This is a genomic window from Massilia sp. Soil_C_3 (assembly GCF_057657035.1).
In genome coordinates this window covers 337749-354802 of the sequence record NZ_JBDGJG010000005.1, presented here as the reverse complement: position 1 = coordinate 354802, position 17054 = coordinate 337749, and the positions used below count along the sequence as shown (strand labels likewise).

Annotated in this window: 14 protein-coding genes; 9 read left to right on the top strand and 5 right to left on the bottom strand. The window is 67.1% G+C overall.

Annotated elements, in window-relative coordinates; translation table 11 throughout:
- Positions 1–7: 7 nt before the first annotated feature.
- The 4 genes from kdgD (at position 8) to AC3A6F_RS12200 (ending at position 4865) form a co-directional block, all read left to right on the top strand.
- Positions 8–919: a 5-dehydro-4-deoxyglucarate dehydratase gene (kdgD, locus tag AC3A6F_RS12215; RefSeq protein WP_487681019.1), complete on the top strand. Its 912-nt coding sequence runs from the start codon at positions 8–10 to the stop codon at positions 917–919.
- Between the two features lie 2 nt (positions 920–921).
- Positions 922–2508 (top strand): aldehyde dehydrogenase (NADP(+)), encoded by a 1587-nt coding sequence (locus AC3A6F_RS12210; RefSeq protein ID WP_487681017.1) that lies wholly within the window; start codon positions 922–924, stop codon positions 2506–2508.
- 72 nt (positions 2509–2580) lie between these two features.
- Positions 2581–3975, top strand: a complete 1395-nt coding sequence (locus AC3A6F_RS12205; RefSeq protein WP_487681015.1) for an MFS transporter — start codon at positions 2581–2583, stop codon at positions 3973–3975.
- A gap of 14 nt (positions 3976–3989) precedes the next feature.
- Positions 3990–4865, top strand: a complete 876-nt coding sequence (locus AC3A6F_RS12200) for an SMP-30/gluconolactonase/LRE family protein (RefSeq protein WP_487681013.1) — start codon at positions 3990–3992, stop codon at positions 4863–4865.
- Here the strand turns inward: AC3A6F_RS12200 and AC3A6F_RS12195 are convergent.
- The 3 genes from AC3A6F_RS12195 to AC3A6F_RS12185 all read right to left on the bottom strand — a co-directional run bounded on the left by AC3A6F_RS12195 (position 4854) and on the right by AC3A6F_RS12185 (position 7340).
- Positions 4854–5849: a DUF4380 domain-containing protein gene (locus tag AC3A6F_RS12195; protein ID WP_487681011.1), complete on the bottom strand. Its 996-nt coding sequence runs from the start codon at positions 5847–5849 to the stop codon at positions 4854–4856. The two genes, AC3A6F_RS12200 and AC3A6F_RS12195, sit on opposite strands and share 12 nt — an antisense overlap.
- Positions 5850–5950: 101 nt before the next feature.
- Complete coding sequence (locus AC3A6F_RS12190; RefSeq protein ID WP_487681009.1) at positions 5951–6340, bottom strand: hypothetical protein; 390 nt, start codon at positions 6338–6340, stop codon at positions 5951–5953.
- Between the two features lie 112 nt (positions 6341–6452).
- Positions 6453–7340: a LysR family transcriptional regulator gene (locus tag AC3A6F_RS12185; protein WP_487681007.1), complete on the bottom strand. Its 888-nt coding sequence runs from the start codon at positions 7338–7340 to the stop codon at positions 6453–6455.
- A gap of 96 nt (positions 7341–7436) precedes the next feature.
- Here AC3A6F_RS12185 and AC3A6F_RS12180 point away from each other — a divergent pair, with 96 nt between their 5' ends.
- Positions 7437–8366 (top strand): DMT family transporter, encoded by a 930-nt coding sequence (locus tag AC3A6F_RS12180; protein WP_487681005.1) that lies wholly within the window; start codon positions 7437–7439, stop codon positions 8364–8366.
- A 105-nt stretch (positions 8367–8471) separates the two neighbouring features.
- Positions 8472–9986 carry a S41 family peptidase gene (locus tag AC3A6F_RS12175; protein ID WP_487681003.1) on the top strand — a complete coding sequence of 505 codons (1515 nt, stop codon included), beginning with the start codon at positions 8472–8474 and terminating at the stop codon, positions 9984–9986.
- Here the strand turns inward: AC3A6F_RS12175 and AC3A6F_RS12170 are convergent.
- Together AC3A6F_RS12170 and AC3A6F_RS12165 are read right to left on the bottom strand one after the other, a co-directional pair.
- A complete protein-coding gene (locus AC3A6F_RS12170; protein WP_487681002.1) occupies positions 9904–10596 on the bottom strand; it encodes an MOSC domain-containing protein in 693 nt (230 codons plus the stop codon). The two genes, AC3A6F_RS12175 and AC3A6F_RS12170, sit on opposite strands and share 83 nt — an antisense overlap.
- Positions 10597–10610: 14 nt before the next feature.
- Positions 10611–12068, bottom strand: coding sequence for a M28 family peptidase (locus tag AC3A6F_RS12165; RefSeq protein ID WP_487681000.1), 1458 nt, complete (start codon positions 12066–12068; stop codon positions 10611–10613).
- 387 nt (positions 12069–12455) lie between these two features.
- Here AC3A6F_RS12165 and AC3A6F_RS12160 point away from each other — a divergent pair, with 387 nt between their 5' ends.
- The 3 genes from AC3A6F_RS12160 to AC3A6F_RS12150 all read left to right on the top strand — a co-directional run bounded on the left by AC3A6F_RS12160 (position 12456) and on the right by AC3A6F_RS12150 (position 17044).
- Complete coding sequence (locus tag AC3A6F_RS12160) at positions 12456–15023, top strand: TonB-dependent receptor plug domain-containing protein (protein WP_487680998.1); 2568 nt, start codon at positions 12456–12458, stop codon at positions 15021–15023.
- 132 nt (positions 15024–15155) lie between these two features.
- Positions 15156–16247, top strand: coding sequence for a sensor histidine kinase (locus tag AC3A6F_RS12155; RefSeq protein ID WP_487680996.1), 1092 nt, complete (start codon positions 15156–15158; stop codon positions 16245–16247).
- Positions 16244–17044, top strand: coding sequence for a LytR/AlgR family response regulator transcription factor (locus tag AC3A6F_RS12150; protein ID WP_487680994.1), 801 nt, complete (start codon positions 16244–16246; stop codon positions 17042–17044). The genes AC3A6F_RS12155 and AC3A6F_RS12150 overlap by 4 nt, the downstream gene beginning before the upstream one ends.
- Positions 17045–17054 lie beyond the last annotated feature (10 nt).

The window sequence follows — 17054 nt, the reverse complement described above, 5'->3', positions numbered from 1 at the left end:
CCTAGCAATGCACCCAAATGAACTCAAGCAAGTCCTGTCGCACGGCCTGCTGTCCTTCCCGATCACCGACTTCGACGCGCAGGGCGAGTTCGATCCAAAAGGCTATGCCGCCCGTCTGGAATGGCTGGCGCCGTTCGGCGCGACAGCGCTGTTCGCGGCCGGCGGCACCGGCGAATACTTCTCGCTGCACGGCGAGGAGTACGGCCAGATCATCAAGACCGCCGTCGACACCTGCGCCGGCGTGGTGCCGATCCTGGCCGGTTGCGGCGGCCCGACCCGCACCGCCATCGCGCATGCACAGGAAGCCGAGCGCCAGGGCGCCAAGGGCCTGCTGCTGCTGCCGCACTACCTGACCGAAGCCAGCCAGGACGGCCTGATCGCCCACGTCGAGGCGGTGTGCCGCTCCGTGAAGATCGGCGTCGTGGTCTATAATCGCGCCAACTGCCGCCTGACCCCGGATTCGCTGGCCAAGCTGGCCGACCGCTGCCCGAACCTGATCGGCTTCAAGGACGGCAACGGCGACATCGAACTGATGGTCTCGATCTGGCGCAAGCTGGGCGACCGCTTCAGCTACCTGGGCGGCCTGCCGACCGCGGAAGTGTACGCCGGCGCCTATAAAGCCCTGGGCACCCCGGTGTACTCGTCGGCCGTGTTCAACTTCGTGCCGCAACTGGCGATGGACTTCTACCACGCCACCGCCAACGACGATTTCGCCACCACCAACCGCCTGATCGACGAGTTCTTCCTGCCTTACCTCGAGATCCGCAACCGCAAGGCCGGCTACGCCGTCAGCATCGTCAAGGCCGGCGCCCGCCTGGTCGGCCACGGCGCCGGTCCGGTGCGTCCGCCGCTGACCGACCTGACCGCCGAAGAAGACGCGATGCTGCTCGACCTGCTCAAGAAGAATGGAGTGCTGTGATCATGACGATTCTCGGTGAAATGATCATTGGCCAGCAGTGCGTGCGCGGCACGGCCGGCGAAGCCTTCGGCTTCAACCCGGCCACCCGCGCCAACCTGGAGCCGGGCTTCGGCCAGGCGACCGGCGACGACGTCGAGCGCGCCTGCGCGCTGGCTGGCCAGGCCTTCGACCCTTACCGCGCACTGCCGCTCGAACAGCGTGCGCGCTTCCTGGAAGCGATCGCCGAGCAGATCCTGGCCGTGGGCCCGGAACTGATCGAACGCGCCATGTTAGAGACCGGCCTGCCGCAGGCGCGCCTGGAAGGCGAGCGGATGCGCACCGTGACCCAGCTGCGCTTGTTTGCGAAAGTGGTGCGCGACGGTTACTTCATGGATGCGACGATCGACAGTGCGCTGCCTGACCGTACGCCGCCGCGCCCCGACCTGCGCCTCTCCAAGATCGGCCTCGGCCCGGTCGTCGTGTTCGGCGCCAGTAACTTCCCGCTGGCGTTCTCGGTGGCCGGTGGCGACACCGCCTCGGCACTGGCGGCCGGCTGCCCGGTCGTGGTCAAGGCCCATGCCGCCCACCCAGGCACTTCGGAACTGGTCGGCCGCGCCGTCCAGCGCGCGGCGAAGGAAGCCGGCGTGCCGGAAGGCGTGTTCTCGATGCTGTACGGCGATGGCCGTACCGTTGGCCAGCAACTGGTGGCGCACCCGGCGATCAAGGCGGTGGGCTTTACCGGTTCGCGCCAGGGCGGCACCGCGCTGATGCGCACCGCCGCCGGCCGCTCCGAGCCGATCCCCGTGTATGCCGAGATGAGCAGCGTGAATCCGGTGTTCCTGCTGCCGGCCGCCCTGCAAGCCGGCGGCGCCGGCCTGGCGCAAGGCTTCGTCGATTCGCTGACGCTGGGCGTCGGCCAGTTCTGCACCAACCCGGGCCTGCTGTTCGCGCTCGAAGGCGCCGACCTGGACGCCTTCGTCAAGGCCGCCAGCGAAGCGCTGGCAGGCAAGGGCGCCGGTACCATGCTCACCGCCGGCATCCATGAGGCGTACAACACCGGCGTGGCCAAGTTCGGCCAGGTCGAGGGCTTGCAGCTGGTCGCGCAAGGCGGCGAGCAGGGCACCGGTTGCGCGGCGCGCGCCGCGCTGTACGTGTGCGACGCCGACACCTATCTGGGCAACGCGGCGCTCGAAGACGAAGTGTTCGGGCCGGCCGCGGTGCTGGTGCGCTTCAGGGACGCCGATCAGCTGCTCAAGGCGGCCGAGGCGCTGCACGGCCAGCTGACCGTCACCGTCCACGCCCAGGCCCAAGACCACGGCGTTGCCGGCGCACTGCTGCCGATCCTGGAACGCAAGGCAGGCCGGGTGCTGTTCAACGGCTTCCCGACCGGTGTCGAAGTGTCGCACGCGATGGTCCACGGCGGCCCGTTCCCGGCCACCAGCGACAGCCGCACGACTTCGGTGGGCGCGTCCGCGATCGACCGCTTCCTGCGACCGGTGTGCTACCAGAACGTGCCTGCCAACCTGCTGCCGGAAGCGCTGCGCGACGAGAACCCGCTGGGTCTCGCGCGCCTGCAGGACGGCACCCTGCAAGCTGGAGGGAAAGCGTAACGCCTTAAGCCTTTATTGCAGCACCAGCCGGGGGAGACACCGGCTGTTTTAACTTGTAAAGAACTGATCACCATGAATCAGCAAGTCATCGACCTCGCACCGGCACAGACGGTGGTGGGCAAATATCGCTGGACGATCTGCGCACTGCTGTTCTTCGCCACCACCATCAATTACCTGGACCGCCAGGTCCTCAGCCTGCTCGCACCGATGTTGTCGGCCGAATTCGGCTGGTCCAACACCGACTACGCGAACATCGCGGCCACCTTCCAGTTCGTCTACGCCATCTCGATGCTGTTTGCCGGTCGCGTGATCGACCGTATGGGCACCAAGCGCGCCTACGTGGTGGCCATCGTCGTCTGGTCGCTTGGCGCCATCGCCCACGCCTACGCGATCTGGATCGGCGAGGCGGTCAATACGGTCTTCACCTCCATCGGTCTGGCCGTGGTGCCGGTGTCGATTGCCGGCTTCATGATCGGCCGCGCGATCCTCGCCATCGGCGAAGCCGGCAACTTCCCGGCCGCGATCAAGGCCACCGCCGAATACTTCCCCAAACGCGAGCGCTCGTTCGCGACCGGCATCTTCAACTCGGGCGCCAACGTCGGCGCCATCCTGGCGCCGCTGACGGTGCCGGTGATCGCCGAGTTCTGGGGCTGGCAGGCGGCCTTTATCGTGATCGGCGCCATCGGCTTCGTCTGGATGGGGATCTGGATCTGGCTGTACGACGTGCCGGAACGCTCGCCGCACGTCGGCGCGGCCGAGCTGGCGTATATCAACAGCGACGCCGGCGTCAGCCCGGCTGCCGTCGACAACACGCAAGTGGCGAAAAGCTCGTGGTTCAAGCTGCTCGGCTACCGCCAGACCTGGGCCTTCGTCGCCGGTAAATTCCTGACCGACGGCGTGTGGTGGTTCTTCCTGTTCTGGCTGCCCAAGTACATGTCGGCGCAATACGGCATGTCGGCCACCGCCATGATCCTGCCGCTGGCGGTGCTGTACAGCATGACGATGGTGGGCAGTATCGGCGGCGGCTGGCTGCCGACCTACTTCCTGAACCGCGGCGCCGACATCTACCATGGCCGCATGCGCGCCATGCTGCTGATCGCACTGTGCCCGCTGGTGGTGCTGCTGGCGCAACCGCTGGGTTACCTGGGCTTCTGGATTCCCGTAATCCTGATCGGCATCGGCGCCTCGGCCCACCAGGCCTGGTCGGCCAATCTGTTCACGACGGTGTCGGACATGTTCCCGAAACACAGCGTCGGCTCGGTGGTCGGCATCGGCGGCATGGCCGGCGGCCTGGGCGGCGTGCTGCTGACCAAGCTCGGTGGCTGGCTGTTCGACCACTATGGCGCGCTGGGCCAGCTGTCGACCGGCTACATGATCATGTTCTCGATCTGCGCGCTGGCCTACCTGGTGGCCTGGTGTGTGATCAAGGCGCTGGTGCCGCAGCACCGTGAAATCAAGGACCTGTAAGGATGTCGATGGAAATGGAAATCGTCTCCGGCGTGCATTGCGCGACCGGTGAAAGCCCGATGTGGCATGCGGGGGAACAGGCCTGGTACTGGGTCGACATTCCCGCCCGCCGCATCTGGCGGCGCGACCACGCCAGCGGGGAACTGCGCCGCTGGCTGGCGCCGGAAATGGTGGCCTGCATTGCCGGCAGCAGCGGCGGCGGACTGGTGGCGGGGATGGAAAGCGGGATCTTCCATCTCGACCTGAACGACGACGGTTCGGTCGGCGCCAGCCGGCTGGCCGCGCCGCCAGCCGCGGAGCTGGGCGAGGGCATGCGTTTCAATGACGGCCGCTGCGACCGCCAGGGACGATTCTGGAGCGGCACCATGTTCATGGACATGGGCGCCGCGCGCGCGGTCGGCGGACTGTATCGCTACTCGCAGCGCGACGGCCTGCACGGGCCGGTGGTGTCGAACATGCTGACCCAGAACGGGCTGGCCTGGTCACCCAGCGGGAAGACGATGTACCTGTCCGACTCCCACCCGCAGCGCCGCATGGTCTGGGCCTTCGACTACGACGTCGACGCCGGCCTGCCGCATGATCAGCGGGTGTTCCTCGACCTGAACGGCCAGAAGGGCCGCCCCGACGGCGCCGCGGTCGATGCCGACGGTTGCTACTGGACCTGCGCCAACGATGGCGGCGTGGTGCAGCGCTACACCCCGGCTGGCAAGCTCGATCGCGAGATCGAACTGCCGATGGCCAAGCCGTCGATGTGCGCTTTCGGCGGGCCGGATCTCGACCTGCTGCTGGTAACGTCGATCGATCCTGGCGCCGGTGGGGATGCCGGCGCCGTGGTGCTGTTGCGGCCCGGTGTCAAGGGCGTGGCCGAGACGCCGTTCTTACGGGATTGATATTCCGAGCTGCGCCGCATGCCGGCGCAGGAATTCCAGGTGGGCGTCGCGGGCGGCGGGACCGTCGTAGGGCAGGATGGTCCACAGCTCCGACGCCCGCATCGCCGCGCCGGGCGCCAGCTCGACATAGGGCGCGTGCACTTCCAGCTCCAGCATCCCTTTGTCCGCCGCGCGCGCGTCGGCGTCCTGGTACAGCTCCACCTGGCCCTGGGCCGGATGGATCGCGGCGCGCGGCTGGTGGGCGAACTGGATCACCAGCGCCTGGCCGTCGCGGAACGCCGCCAGCCAGCCGTGCGACGGCTGGGCGAACAGCTTGCCCTTGCGTGGGGCCTCACCCGGCGTCGGCAAGTCCAGCGACAGCAGGCCGCCACCCAATGTGTAACGCAAGGCCTCAGCCGGCTCGATCCGAACGTCTTCCTGCGAGGCCACCGGCACATAGGCCATCGTATGCGCCGGCACCCGCGTATTGAACCAGATGTCGCGCCCCGCCAGCTTGCCGCTGCGGTTGGTCGCCTCGGCCTCCAGCCGCAGGCTGTCCGGCTTGTCCGCGACCAGGGAGTAGCGCTTGCGCAGCTGGACGCCGGATACGGGGCTGGCCGGGCTATCGAGCACGATCTCGTCCTGTTTTCTCTCCGCCAGCGTGTACTTCGCCAGGCTCAGCCAGGGATCGGGCGGCCAGGTTGCCCTGGCCGCGGCGCGCGCCGGGTTGACATCCTGGTGCACCCACCACTCGCGTTGCGGACCGATCCAGACCTCGTGACCCTGGTAGCGGATGTAGTTCGACGTCGCATTCGGGGCCAGGTCGGGATCGCCGGCGGCTTCGTCGATGAGCAGGAAACTGGGCTTGCCTGCCAGTGCGAACGACAGCAGCCGGCCGCCGGCCACTGCCGAGACACGCGCGTGTACCACGCCATTGTCGAGACGATGCGAGGGCAGTTGCGGTGCAGCGTGCGATACGGGCGAGGCGATGCAGAGACAGGCCACGATGAGTGCCTGGAAGGACGGGGACGAGGACCAGAAGAACGACGAGCCGCGCAGCCGGTTACCCGGCCGCGCGGCTCGCTCATGTTGATGACGCTGGACGATTATTTCGAAGCGTCCTGCATTTTTTCGCCGGCGCGTTCGACGCTGCGTCCAGCAGCGGCGGTGGTGTCGCTGACGGCATCCTTGGCTTCGGCTGCGGCTTCACGCGATTCCTGACGCACTTCGGCAGTGGCGTTGTCGATGCGGTCGCCGGCGCGGTCAGCGGCGGCTTCGGCGCGGTCGCCGGCAGCTTCGATACGGTCGCCAGCGCGCTCCGCGGCGGCGTCGGCAGCTGCCACGCCTTCGCGGGTTTCATTGGCCACGGTGCGGCCGGCGTTGTCGACGGCGGCGCCGGCTTCTTGCGCTGGGCCCATATTGTCGTTCTTGTTACAGCCGGTAGCCAGCACGGCGACGGACAGCATGAGGGCGGAGAGGGCGATAGTGGTTTTCATGGTGTGCTCCTTAAAATAAATGTTGTCGTTTAGCTTACACCTACTGCTAATTATTTGACTCACGCTACGATCGCAATCGTGCGCGACGAAAGCATTACAACATTTCCAACACTCATCGGCTGTGCGCTAGATAACGTAACAACGTTTCGGTATGCGGCGACAGCGTAGCCGGATCGGCGAAACACACTCTCAGTTCCCGGTTGGCCCAGGTATCGTCGAGCGACACGATGCCCACCGGCATCTCGCGGGCGAAGCGGCTGGCGGCGGCCTCGGGCAGCATGGCGATGCCGGCGTCCTGCGCCACCAGCTGGGCGATGGCGTCGAAGCTGGGCGCCCGCACCCGCACCTTGAGCGGCCGCCCGCTCTGAACCGCGCGCGCCTCGATGAAGTGCTGCATCGGGCGCTCGGCCGGCAGGCACACGAAGGCGAACTCGAAGGCGTCGCGCATCCGGATGGCCGGGCGTTCTGTCAGCGGGTGGCCGTTCGGCACCAGCAGCACCAGGCGGTCGGTGCGAAACGGCAGCGAGATCACGTCGCCGGTCGCCACATTGCCGTCCAGGATGCCGATCTCGATCTCGCGTTCGCGCACGGCCTGCAGGATGTCGCGGCTGGTGCGTTCATCGAGCTGCAGGTCGATTTCCGGGTGGTCGGCCAGGAACACGCCCAGCGCGGCCGGCAGGAAGGTGCTGATCGCCACCGTGGTGCCGGCCAGGCGCACCGCGCCGCGCTGCGGCCCGCGCAATTCGCGCACGGTGTCGCGCAGCTGGTCGGCCTCGCTGACCACGCGCGCCGCGCGTTCCAGGATGAAGCGGCCAGCCGGCGTCGGCGTCATGCCGCCGGCGGAGCGCGTGAAGACGACGACGCCGCAGTCGTCCTCGAAGCCACGCAGGCGGTTGCTGGCGGCCGACAGCGCGAGCGGGAAGCGCTCGGCTGCCTTGCTGAGGCTTCCGGCGTCGGCGATGGCCAGCAGCAGGCGAAGGTCGGTGAGGTCGAAGTGCATGGGTTTCTCGAAACGCGAAGGCTGGGTCCAGGATTGACGCATTCTAGCGTGGATGCTTTCTCGGCAGAATAAGGTCTTTGCCACCGAAGCGAGAATATGAGTCCAACCCAAGCACGCCTGCACAGCTGGTCGCAGGATGGCCGCCTGTATGCGGTGCTGGCCGCCGCCGGCTTCAGCATGAAGGCGGTATTCGTCAAGCTGGGTTATGCCGCGGCGCCGGTCGATGCATTGACCCTGCTGGCCTTGCGCATGGGCTTCGCGTTGCCGCTGTTCCTGTGGCTGGCCTGGCTAGCGCGCGATCGCGACGCCGAACCGCTGTCCGTGAAGGATGGCGTCCACATCGCCGTGCTGGGTTTTCTTGGCTACTATCTTTCCAGCCTGTTCGACTTCTATGGACTCGAAACCATCACGGCCGGGCTCGAGCGGCTGATCCTCTATCTGTATCCGACCCTGGTGCTGCTGTTCCAGGTGGCCCTCACGCGCCAGCGGCCCTCGGGACGCACCCTGCAGGCGCTGGCCATCTGCTACCTGGGCCTGGGCATCGGCTTCGTGCACGACCTGCAGGTGACGGGCTGGAGTCGAGAGATCATGGTGGGATCGGCCTGGGTATTCGCCAGCGCCGTAACCTATGCCATGTATTACCTGGGCACCGGCGCCCTCGTGGGCCGGATCGGGTCCATGCGCCTGGCCGGCCTGGCCGGCAGCGCTTCATGCGTGTTCGTGCTGGGGCACTTCGCGGCGGCTGGCGATGTGGCCGCGCTGCCGGCGCTGCCGGCCGCAGTGTGGCTCAATGGCGGCCTGATGGCGGTGGTCTCGACCGCGCTGCCGATCTACTGGCTGGCGCTGGCGATCGGGCGCATGGGCGCGGCCCAGGCGGCGGCGGTGGGGAACCTGGGGCCGGTGCTGACCGTGTTCGCTTCCTGGCTGCTGCTGGGCGAGCCGCTGTCGATCTACCAGCTGGGAGGTTTGGCGCTGGTGATCCTGGGAGTTGCGCGGCTCAAGCCGAAGGCGCCGTCGCACCGGTAGCGCACGATATGCGACACACAATCGCAGTTAGCGATCCATTTGAAGCAACCGGGACATGGTAAAACTCTTGCTGCAATGTACATTCATCGACAGCAACGAGGAATCATGACAAGCACGTTAACACTACATCGCGCGATCAAGGTGCTTGCCTTCGGCCTGTGCGGCCTGCACGCGTCGCTGGCGTTTGCGGCGAACCCACAGAATCCCTGGGCCGCGATGGCGCGGGCGGACGCGGATTTCATCCACGACTGGATCGAGCGGCAATCCATCTCGGCGGTCCACCCGGCCGATGGCGCTTTCAAGGCGAAGCTGGCTAGGGCTCGGAGCGCATTCGAGGCCGACTCGGCGCGGGTCGACAGTTACGCGGGCTATCGTCATGCACTCGGGTCTTTCCTGGGTTCCATGCAGGACCTGCACCTGACGCTGCGCCATTCGCTGACGCCATCGACCTACCAGTGGCCCGGCTTCATGGCAGTCTATCGTGGCGGGCGCTACCTCGTGTCTACCCAGGGCAGCGACCTCGCCGGCCAGGAGATCACGCAATGCGACGGCCAGCCGATGGATGCGCTGGTGCGCCGTGTCGCCACCTACGAACAGCTGATCGCCGGCGTGGAGTCGACCAAAGCGCGGGCCGCGCCCCTGGTCTTCCGGGACGCCGGCAGCCCCTTCGTGCCGCGTCCGCGCAGCTGCCGCATCGGCGGCCGCGATGTCGCCCTCGATTGGCAGAGCGTCGCGGCGAGCAGGTTTGCGGCGGATATGCGCAGCGTGATCGCATTCACCGACCGGGTCACGGGCGTCACGCCATTCGGCGCCGACGGTTCCTGGGTGCGCATGGGTATATTCCACATACAGACACAAGCCGAAGGCAAGGCGTTCAAACAGCTCATGGCCGATGCACCGGCATTGCGGGACAAATCCGTCATCGTCCTCGACGTGCGTGGCAACGGCGGCGGCTCCTATGAGTGGTTCATGGGTTTCCTGCGCGCGCTGTACGGCAAGGATTATGCCGACTATCACGCCCGCTCGCGCCTGGAGATCTCGCACGTCTACCGGACTACGCCCGAGATCATGGCGTTCTTTGCCGCCGACGAAGCTGCCGAAACCGGCGACCTCATACCTCCTGCCGACGGCACGCCATTCGACAAAGGCTATGTCAAGTACCGCCAGGCCCTCGAGGCGGGGAAGACGGTCTTCGTCACGCCGCCCAATGCGCGCGCAATCCCGAAACCGGCGAGGGAACCAGTCAACCCGGTCAAGGCCAGGGTGCTGCTGCTGACCGACTACAACTGCGCCAGCGCGTGCATGGTCTTCGTCGATGAACTGAAACGGTTTCCAGGCGTCGAGCAGGTCGGCGTCGAGACCTCGGTCGACTCGCGCACCGGCACCGGGTTCGGAGCGCCGCTGCCGAGCAAGAATGGCGTGATCGAAGTACCGGTCGTGACGCGTGACGGCCGCGAGCGGGGGGATAATATTCCGCATCGTCCGAGCCGGGTCTTCACTGGGAATATTTTCGATACGGCGGCCGTCAAGGCATGGATCAGCGACGAGATCCTGGGCGGGAAGGCGGAAGTGCATCCCGATCGAACAGGCCCGCACCCGTCCAGCGCGGCTGGGAAGTGAGCGCGCGCGCCGCGACGGCCTTTCGCGCGTCAGCGGCTTTCATTGCGCGCAGCAGACGTGGAAAGGCGCGGCAATAGCTGGACTGGATGCCCGCCAGGCGCGCCAGCTGGGCGTAGTCGACCACGGCGCCAGCAGGGACGGCGTCGAGCACCTGGGCGATGCGCAGGCGCCAGTCGTCCGGCCACGACGCGAAGCCCTGGCCGAGGTTGCGTACCGGATCGCCCGGTCGAATGACTCCGCCCTCGACCACGCGCGCCAGGACGCCGCGCCGGGCGCCGATCCTGGCCGCCAGCCGCTCACCCTGCAGGTCGAGCCGGCCGCAGGCTTCGCAGGCGAACATCAGGCGCACCCTGGCTTCGTCCCCGATCTGCAGCACGGTTCCGGAAGGGAGATGCTCGATGTCGTCGTCGAGCAGGAGATTCTCGCGCAGCGCCTGCGGCGGGAGCAACAGGGCGGCGTAGCTGGCTTGGGAAGCTAGCAGCAGCTGGCGCGCGGACAGCGGGTCGAGATGGCGGTCGCCCTCGGCGCCGCAGCCGGCGACGAGCCTCAGGCTGTCGACCCGCGTTGGCGCGGGCGCGCCGGTGGGGCGGACCGACAGGCTGGCTATCATTTAAGTCGACACAATCAAGGTGCGCCGTGCAGCGCGCGCGCCGCCTCGCGGTACTTGGCGGCGTTGGGGACGTCGGTCCATGCCGGCTTGGCCGTGTCGTTAGCGATGTCCTGCAGGGCGACGGCGATCATGCGGCTCACGCGCGCCATATTGTCGTAGTCGATCTTGTCCCAGGTGTCGTCCTTGCCGTGGTAGTCGGGGAAGCCGAAGGCCACCGCCAGCGTGTGGGCCGGCACGCCGGCATCGGCCAGCGCCTGGTTGTCGCTGCGCGCGAAGTAGCGGTTGCTATTGGTCGGGTGCTTCCAGAAGCGGATGCCGGTGCCGTCGGCGGCGCGTTGCAGGGTCGTGCCGACGGTCGAGTAGTCGAAGCCGGTCATGGTCGCGGAGGAGACCTGCGGGCCTTCGCTGTCGTCGGTGCGGCCCAGCTGCTCGAGGTTCAGGTTCATCACGGTGTCCTTCAGCGGGAACACCGGGTTCTTCGCGTAATAGCGCGAGCCCAGCAGGCCCAATTCTTCGCCGAACAGGGCGACGAACACAATGCTGCGGCGCGGACGCTCCTTTTGCGCGGCCATGGCCGCGGCGATCTCGATCATCGACACGGTGCCGCTGCCGTCGTCGTTGGCGCCGTTATAGATCTCGCCGTCGCGGATGCCCAGGTGGTCATAGTGGGCGCTGAGCATGACGTAGGTGCTCTTGAGCTGCGGGTCGGACCCGCGCAGCACGCCGATCACGTTGCGCAGCTTGACCGGGCTGACGGTCGGCGCCACGATCCTTGCGGCCACGCTGGTGCCGCCTTGTTCCAGCTTACCGGCGATGTCGGCCGCATGCAGCAGCACGACCGGCGGGCCGTCCTTGGCCACCGGCTGGCTCGGATCGATCAGCCAGCCGCCCTGGGTGCGGCCGTGGCGGCGCTCGCGGTCGATCATCACGACCAGCGCAGGTTTGCTTTGCAGCTTCGATTGCAGGGTGGCGGCCGCGCCGGGAATCGCCGCCGCCGGCACGACCAGCACCTTGCCATTGGCCGCGCCTTTGTCGTCCAGCGCTGCCTGCCACTGCATGAACACGGCCGGCGTGTTCTTGAGCGTGACCGGATCGAGGAAATTGGCCGATGCGCCGCCCAGCGGCACCTCGATGGTCTTGCCGCCCGCCGTCACCGTGATCGTGATGTCCTTCTCGCCGCGCCTGGCGTATTGCCAGTTGGCGGTCTGGTAGTAGCCGTCGTCGCCCGCTGCTTCCAGGCCGGCGCGGCGGAACTGGGCCGCGATGTATTCGGCGGCCAGATCGACGCCGCGCGACGGCGTGCCGCGGCCCTCCAGCAGGTCGGACGACAGGAAGGACAGGTGGCCGCGCAGCGAGTCGGCCGAGATCTGGCTGGTCAGCGCTGTATTGGAGGGCGCGCGTGGCGCTTCGGCATGGACCGCACAGCCGGCGAGGACGACGGAAAAGCCGAGGGCAGAGACAAGGTGACGCATGCGTGGACTTCCTTGGGATGGAAAAAATTGCAATATGACATGTTGAGCAAGTGCGGTCAATCGCATGGCCGGCAGGGCGTTTCGATGGCGATTTGCATAAGCTTGTATTTATTTATTCGTTTGGCATAGCATTTCCGCTCGGTATTATGCGTCTTCCACAGGGATTCAACGATCATTCAGCCATGACACATTCGCAGCATCCCACTTCACGAACCCGCGCGGCGCACATGCCGGGCAAGGTCGGGTCGTGCTGTCGAATGCCGCGCACCTGATCGCCTGATCCATACCGCCGTCTTCCGCACCCGTCCACCAAGGATGGGGCAGGAAGCGCACGCCCGCTGCGGGGCCGGGAGCACCGCCAGCGGGTAGACCACCACCAGGAACACCATGCACAAACCACTCGCTATCGTCGTGGCGCTCGCCGCCGCATTCTCGCAACACGCCGCCGCCCAGGACATCGAAAAAGTCGTCGTCACCGGCTCGAACATCCGCACCACCCAGAAGGAGGGCGCCAGCGCCGTCCAGGTGATCACCGCCAAGGAACTGGCCGCCACCGGCAAGTCCAGCATCGCCGACGTGATCCGCTCGATCTCGGCCAACAGCGGCAACAGCTACAACGAGCAGTTCACCGGCAGCTTCTCGGCCGGTACCGCCGGCCTGTCGCTGCGCGGCCTGGGCCAGAAGAACACCCTGATCCTGGTGAATGGCAAGCGCGTCAGCCCCTATGCCACCGCCCAGAACCTGCAGGAAGTCTTCGTCGACCTGAACAGCCTGCCGATGGCGGCGGTGCAGCGCATCGAGGTGCTCAAGGACGGCGCCTCGTCGGTCTACGGTTCGGACGCCGTCGCCGGCGTGGTCAACATCATTCTCTACAAGGAGTTCAAGGGCACCGAAATCAGCGCCCAGGTCGGCCGCTCCACCGAGGGCACCGGCCAGGACGACAAGAGCGTGACCCTGCAGACCGGCTTCGGCTCGCTGGTCGAGGATGGCTATAGTGTCGTGTTCTCGGCGGACGCGCAGTGGCGCGACAAGCTGCAGCAGGACCAGGTGGGCTGGATGGCGGGCAGCGACTTCCGCGGCAATCCGAACGGCACGCTGGCCTGGGTGCCGACCAACTACGTCAACAACGATCCGACCCAGTGGCTGGGCGGCGCGTCCGGCGCCAATGCGGGGCCGCTGGCGGTCCAGCCCTACGGCGAGATCACCCCGGGGCGCAGCGGCAACGTGCTGGCCTATAACCCGGCCACCTACAAGACCCTGATCCCGGGCATCCAGCGCGCCCACGCCTCGCTGCGCGGCACCGTCAAGCTGGGCCAGGACCACGAGGCGTATGCCGAGGTGCTGTACGGCCGCTCGCGCGCCGACCAGACCTTCAGCGCGCCGCTGACCGTCGGCACCGGCCTGCGCGCCTGGAACAACGGCACCCAGCAGCTGGACAACATCAATGTCGTGCTGCCGGTAGGCCACCCGAACAATCCCGGCGCCACGCCGCTGCCGTTCAACGCCACCCTGTTCGACCTCGGTCCGCGCATGAAGCAGGGCCGTGTGGAGTTCTTCCGCGTGCTGACCGGCGTGAAAGGCTATGCCGGCGGCTGGGAATACGATGCCTCGGTCGGCCATTCCGGCAGCGAGTTGAAAGAAACCGTACAGAACTTCGTCAACCGCTACGAATTCGAAAAGGTGTTGGCCGACGGCAGCTATGACTTCGTCAACCAGGCCAACAACAGCGAAGAAGTGCGCAACCGCCTGCGCCTGTCGACGCTGCGCCCGGCCGAATCGAAGCTCACGACCGTCGATCTGAGCGCCACGCGCGAACTGGCGCAGCTGCCGGCCGGCGCGCTCGGCTTCGCTGTGGGCGCCCAATGGCGCCGCGAAGACATGGATTCGCAGACCTCGACCGCGGTCCTGTCGGGCACCGAGCTGCGCCCGGCGATCAACATCATCGACGGCAGCCGCGACGTGGCGGCGCTGTTCGCCGAATTGAACGTGCCGGTGCTGAAAGACTTGAGCGTCAACCTGGCCGGCCGCGGCGACCATTACGACGACTTCGGCAGCGCCTTCTCGCCGAAAGCCAGCGTGCGCTGGCAGGCGGCGCCGTGGCTGCTGGTGCGCGGCACGGTGTCGCGGGGCTTTCGTGCGCCGTCGCTGCCCGAGATCACCAACTCGACCTCGGTCAGCTACGGCAACGTGGTCGATCCGCGCGATCCGATTTCGCCAACCCAGGCGCGCGGCATCACCAACCTGACGATCGCCAACCCCGACCTGTCGCCGGAGCGTTCGACCAATGCCAACTTCGGCATCGTGCTGGCGCCGAACAACCGCACCAGCCTGGGCTTGGACTTCTACCGCATCCGTACCAAGGGCGTGATCGGCACCGAATCGGCCGACAACATCATCGCCAACGAAGCCATCGCCCCCGGCAAGATCGTGCGCGACGCCCAGGGCCGCATCCTGACCTTGTACCGCCAGTATGCGAACCAGGGCAACCGCTCGGTATCGGGCTTCGACATCGACCTGCGCCACGTGCAGCCGCTGGCGGCGTACGGCAAGCTGACCGTGAACGCGCAACTGAGCCGCGTGCTGACGTTCGAACAGCCGCTGGCGGTCGGGCGGCCGCTGACCGAGGGCGCCGGCAACAATTACTTCGGCTCGATCCCGAAGTGGCGTGGCGTGACGGGCCTGACCTGGGACATCCAGGACTGGAGCAATACGCTGGTGTGGAACTACATCGACGGCTACGAGCAGACCACCCGCCCGGGCGAACGCGTCAAGCCATATGGCACCTTCGACCTGAACCTGGCGTGGAAGGCGACCGAGGCGGCCACCGTCAGCTTCATCGTGCATAACCTGGGCGACAAGCGTCCGTCGTGGGATTCGTCGACCGCGTTCTTCGATTACACCCAGGGCGATCCGCGCGGCCGTGTGGCGTCGGTGAAGGTCAACTACCGCTTCTAAACCCCACCTCGAGCGGTTCCGGTCGACGCCGGAGCCGCTTCGCGCCATCCTTTCTCCGGTTCGTCGCAACGCGGCTTGCCGGACACCCGCCTGCTGGGCACAATGGCTTTACTTTTAGTCAAGCGAGCCAGCATGTCCAGTCCTATCCGATCTCTCCTGCCTGCGCCGCGTTCTCGCCTGCGACGCCTGCTGGCCGACCTGCCGCTGTCGATCGCGGTCAGCGCCGTGCTGGCGATCTTCATCGGCCTGGTGTCCGGGCACTTCCTCGAAAACCTGGTGGTGTCGATCGTCATCGGCATCGTTGCCTTCACCATCGTCAATGGCGGCCGGCTGCTGTGGTGGGACCGGCGCGGCTGGGGCGTGCGCGAATGGGCGCCTTTCCTGGCGCTGGCCGTTGCGACGGCGCCGGTGGCGCACTTCACCGGCTTGCGCGTCGGCGGCATGATGCTGGGGATCCCCACGCCGACGCTGGCCGAATATCAGACGCCGGCGCGCATGAGCATGGTCTTGTTCACCATGCTGGGCACCATGATGATGGTCGTGCTGGTGAGGTACCGCGAGCGCGTGCGCCGCATCGAGGAGGAGCATGCGGCGGCAAGGCTGCACGCCGAGATCATCGAGCGCCAGGCGCTGCAGGCGCAACTGCGTCTGCTGCAGGCCCAGATCGAACCGCACATGCTGTTCAATACGCTGGCCAACTTGCAAGGCCTGATCGCCATCGACCCCGACCGCGCCGGCGAGATGCTCGACCAGCTGATCCAGTACCTGCGCGCGACCCTGAGCGTCTCGCGCGCCGAGAGCACGACCCTGGAGCAGGAATTCGCGGCAATGCAAGCCTATCTGGGCCTGATGGGGGTGCGCATGGGCGAGCGACTGGCCTATCGCCTCGAACTGCCGCCCGAGCTGAAGACGGCGCGCCTGCCCACGATGCTGCTGCAACCGCTGGTGGAAAACGCGATCGTGCATGGGCTGGAGCCGAAGGTCGATGGCGGCGAGGTCGTCGTCAAGGCCAGCGTGGCCGGCGACAGCCTCGTGATCGAGGTATGCGACACTGGCCTGGGCGTGATACAGGTGCCTGGCCGGCGCGGCGGCGGGGTGGGGGTATCGACGACCCGCGAACGTCTCGAGGCCTTGTATGGCGAGCGCGCGACGATTACCCTGACGCCGGCCCCGCCACAAGGCACGCTGGCCCGACTGACCCTTCCCCTGGAGACCACCGCATGACCCGCGCCCTGATTGCAGAAGACGAACCGATCCTCGCAGCGACCCTGGCCAAGACCTTGCAGGGCTTGTGGCCGGAACTGGAAATCGTGGGCACGGCGCCCAATGGCCTGGCAGCGGTGGAGCAGGCGCTGGCGCTGCGTCCGGACGTGCTGTTCCTCGACATCCGCATGCCCGGCCAGACCGGGCTGGAGGCGGCCGAGGAACTGGCCGAGCGCTGGGAAGGGCCGCAGCCGTTCCCGCACATCGTGTTCGTGACCGCCTTCGACGACTATGCGGTCGAGGCTTTCGAACGGGCCGCGGTCGACTACGTGCTCAAGCCGGTCAGCGCGGGGCGGCTGGGCAAGACGGTGGAGCGCCTGCGGGCGCTGGTCGAGGCGCGCCGGGAGCCGGCAGTTGGCGTGGCGGACGCGGACTCGCTGGGCCAGCTGCTCGGCCAGCTCCAGGCGCTGCTGCCGGCGGCAGCGTCGAACGAGCGCCTGACGACCGTGCGGGCGGCGGTCGGCAATGTGGTGCGCATGATCCCGGTGGCCGACGTCGTGTTCTTCCAGGCGGTCGACAAGTACGTGAACGTGGCGACGGCGGACAGCGAGGCGCTGATCCGGGTGCCGCTGAAGGATTTGCTGCCGCAGCTGGATCCGGACCGGTTCCGGCAGGTCAGCCGCAGCATGGTGGTGAATATGGCGTGCGTGGTGAGTGCGGGGCGGGACGATTTCGGCAAGGTGACCCTGAACCTGCGTGGGCGGGCGGACAAGCCGCGGGTGAGTCCCGTGTATGCGCATTTGTTCAGGCAGATGTAGGGCTGCTGCT

Coding starts and splice junctions, on each gene's coding strand:
- AC3A6F_RS12165 (WP_487681000.1), bottom strand. CDS start 12,068: ATGCGTCACCTTGTCTCTGCCCTCGGCTTTTCCGTCGTCCTCGCCGGC.
- kdgD (WP_487681019.1), top strand. CDS start 8: ATGCACCCAAATGAACTCAAGCAAGTCCTGTCGCACGGCCTGCTGTCC.
- AC3A6F_RS12150 (WP_487680994.1), top strand. CDS start 16,244: ATGACCCGCGCCCTGATTGCAGAAGACGAACCGATCCTCGCAGCGACC.
- AC3A6F_RS12180 (WP_487681005.1), top strand. CDS start 7,437: ATGAGTCCAACCCAAGCACGCCTGCACAGCTGGTCGCAGGATGGCCGC.
- AC3A6F_RS12170 (WP_487681002.1), bottom strand. CDS start 10,596: ATGATAGCCAGCCTGTCGGTCCGCCCCACCGGCGCGCCCGCGCCAACG.
- AC3A6F_RS12175 (WP_487681003.1), top strand. CDS start 8,472: ATGACAAGCACGTTAACACTACATCGCGCGATCAAGGTGCTTGCCTTC.
- AC3A6F_RS12200 (WP_487681013.1), top strand. CDS start 3,990: ATGGAAATCGTCTCCGGCGTGCATTGCGCGACCGGTGAAAGCCCGATG.
- AC3A6F_RS12210 (WP_487681017.1), top strand. CDS start 922: ATGACGATTCTCGGTGAAATGATCATTGGCCAGCAGTGCGTGCGCGGC.
- AC3A6F_RS12190 (WP_487681009.1), bottom strand. CDS start 6,340: ATGAAAACCACTATCGCCCTCTCCGCCCTCATGCTGTCCGTCGCCGTG.
- AC3A6F_RS12160 (WP_487680998.1), top strand. CDS start 12,456: ATGCACAAACCACTCGCTATCGTCGTGGCGCTCGCCGCCGCATTCTCG.
- AC3A6F_RS12205 (WP_487681015.1), top strand. CDS start 2,581: ATGAATCAGCAAGTCATCGACCTCGCACCGGCACAGACGGTGGTGGGC.
- AC3A6F_RS12185 (WP_487681007.1), bottom strand. CDS start 7,340: ATGCACTTCGACCTCACCGACCTTCGCCTGCTGCTGGCCATCGCCGAC.
- AC3A6F_RS12155 (WP_487680996.1), top strand. CDS start 15,156: ATGTCCAGTCCTATCCGATCTCTCCTGCCTGCGCCGCGTTCTCGCCTG.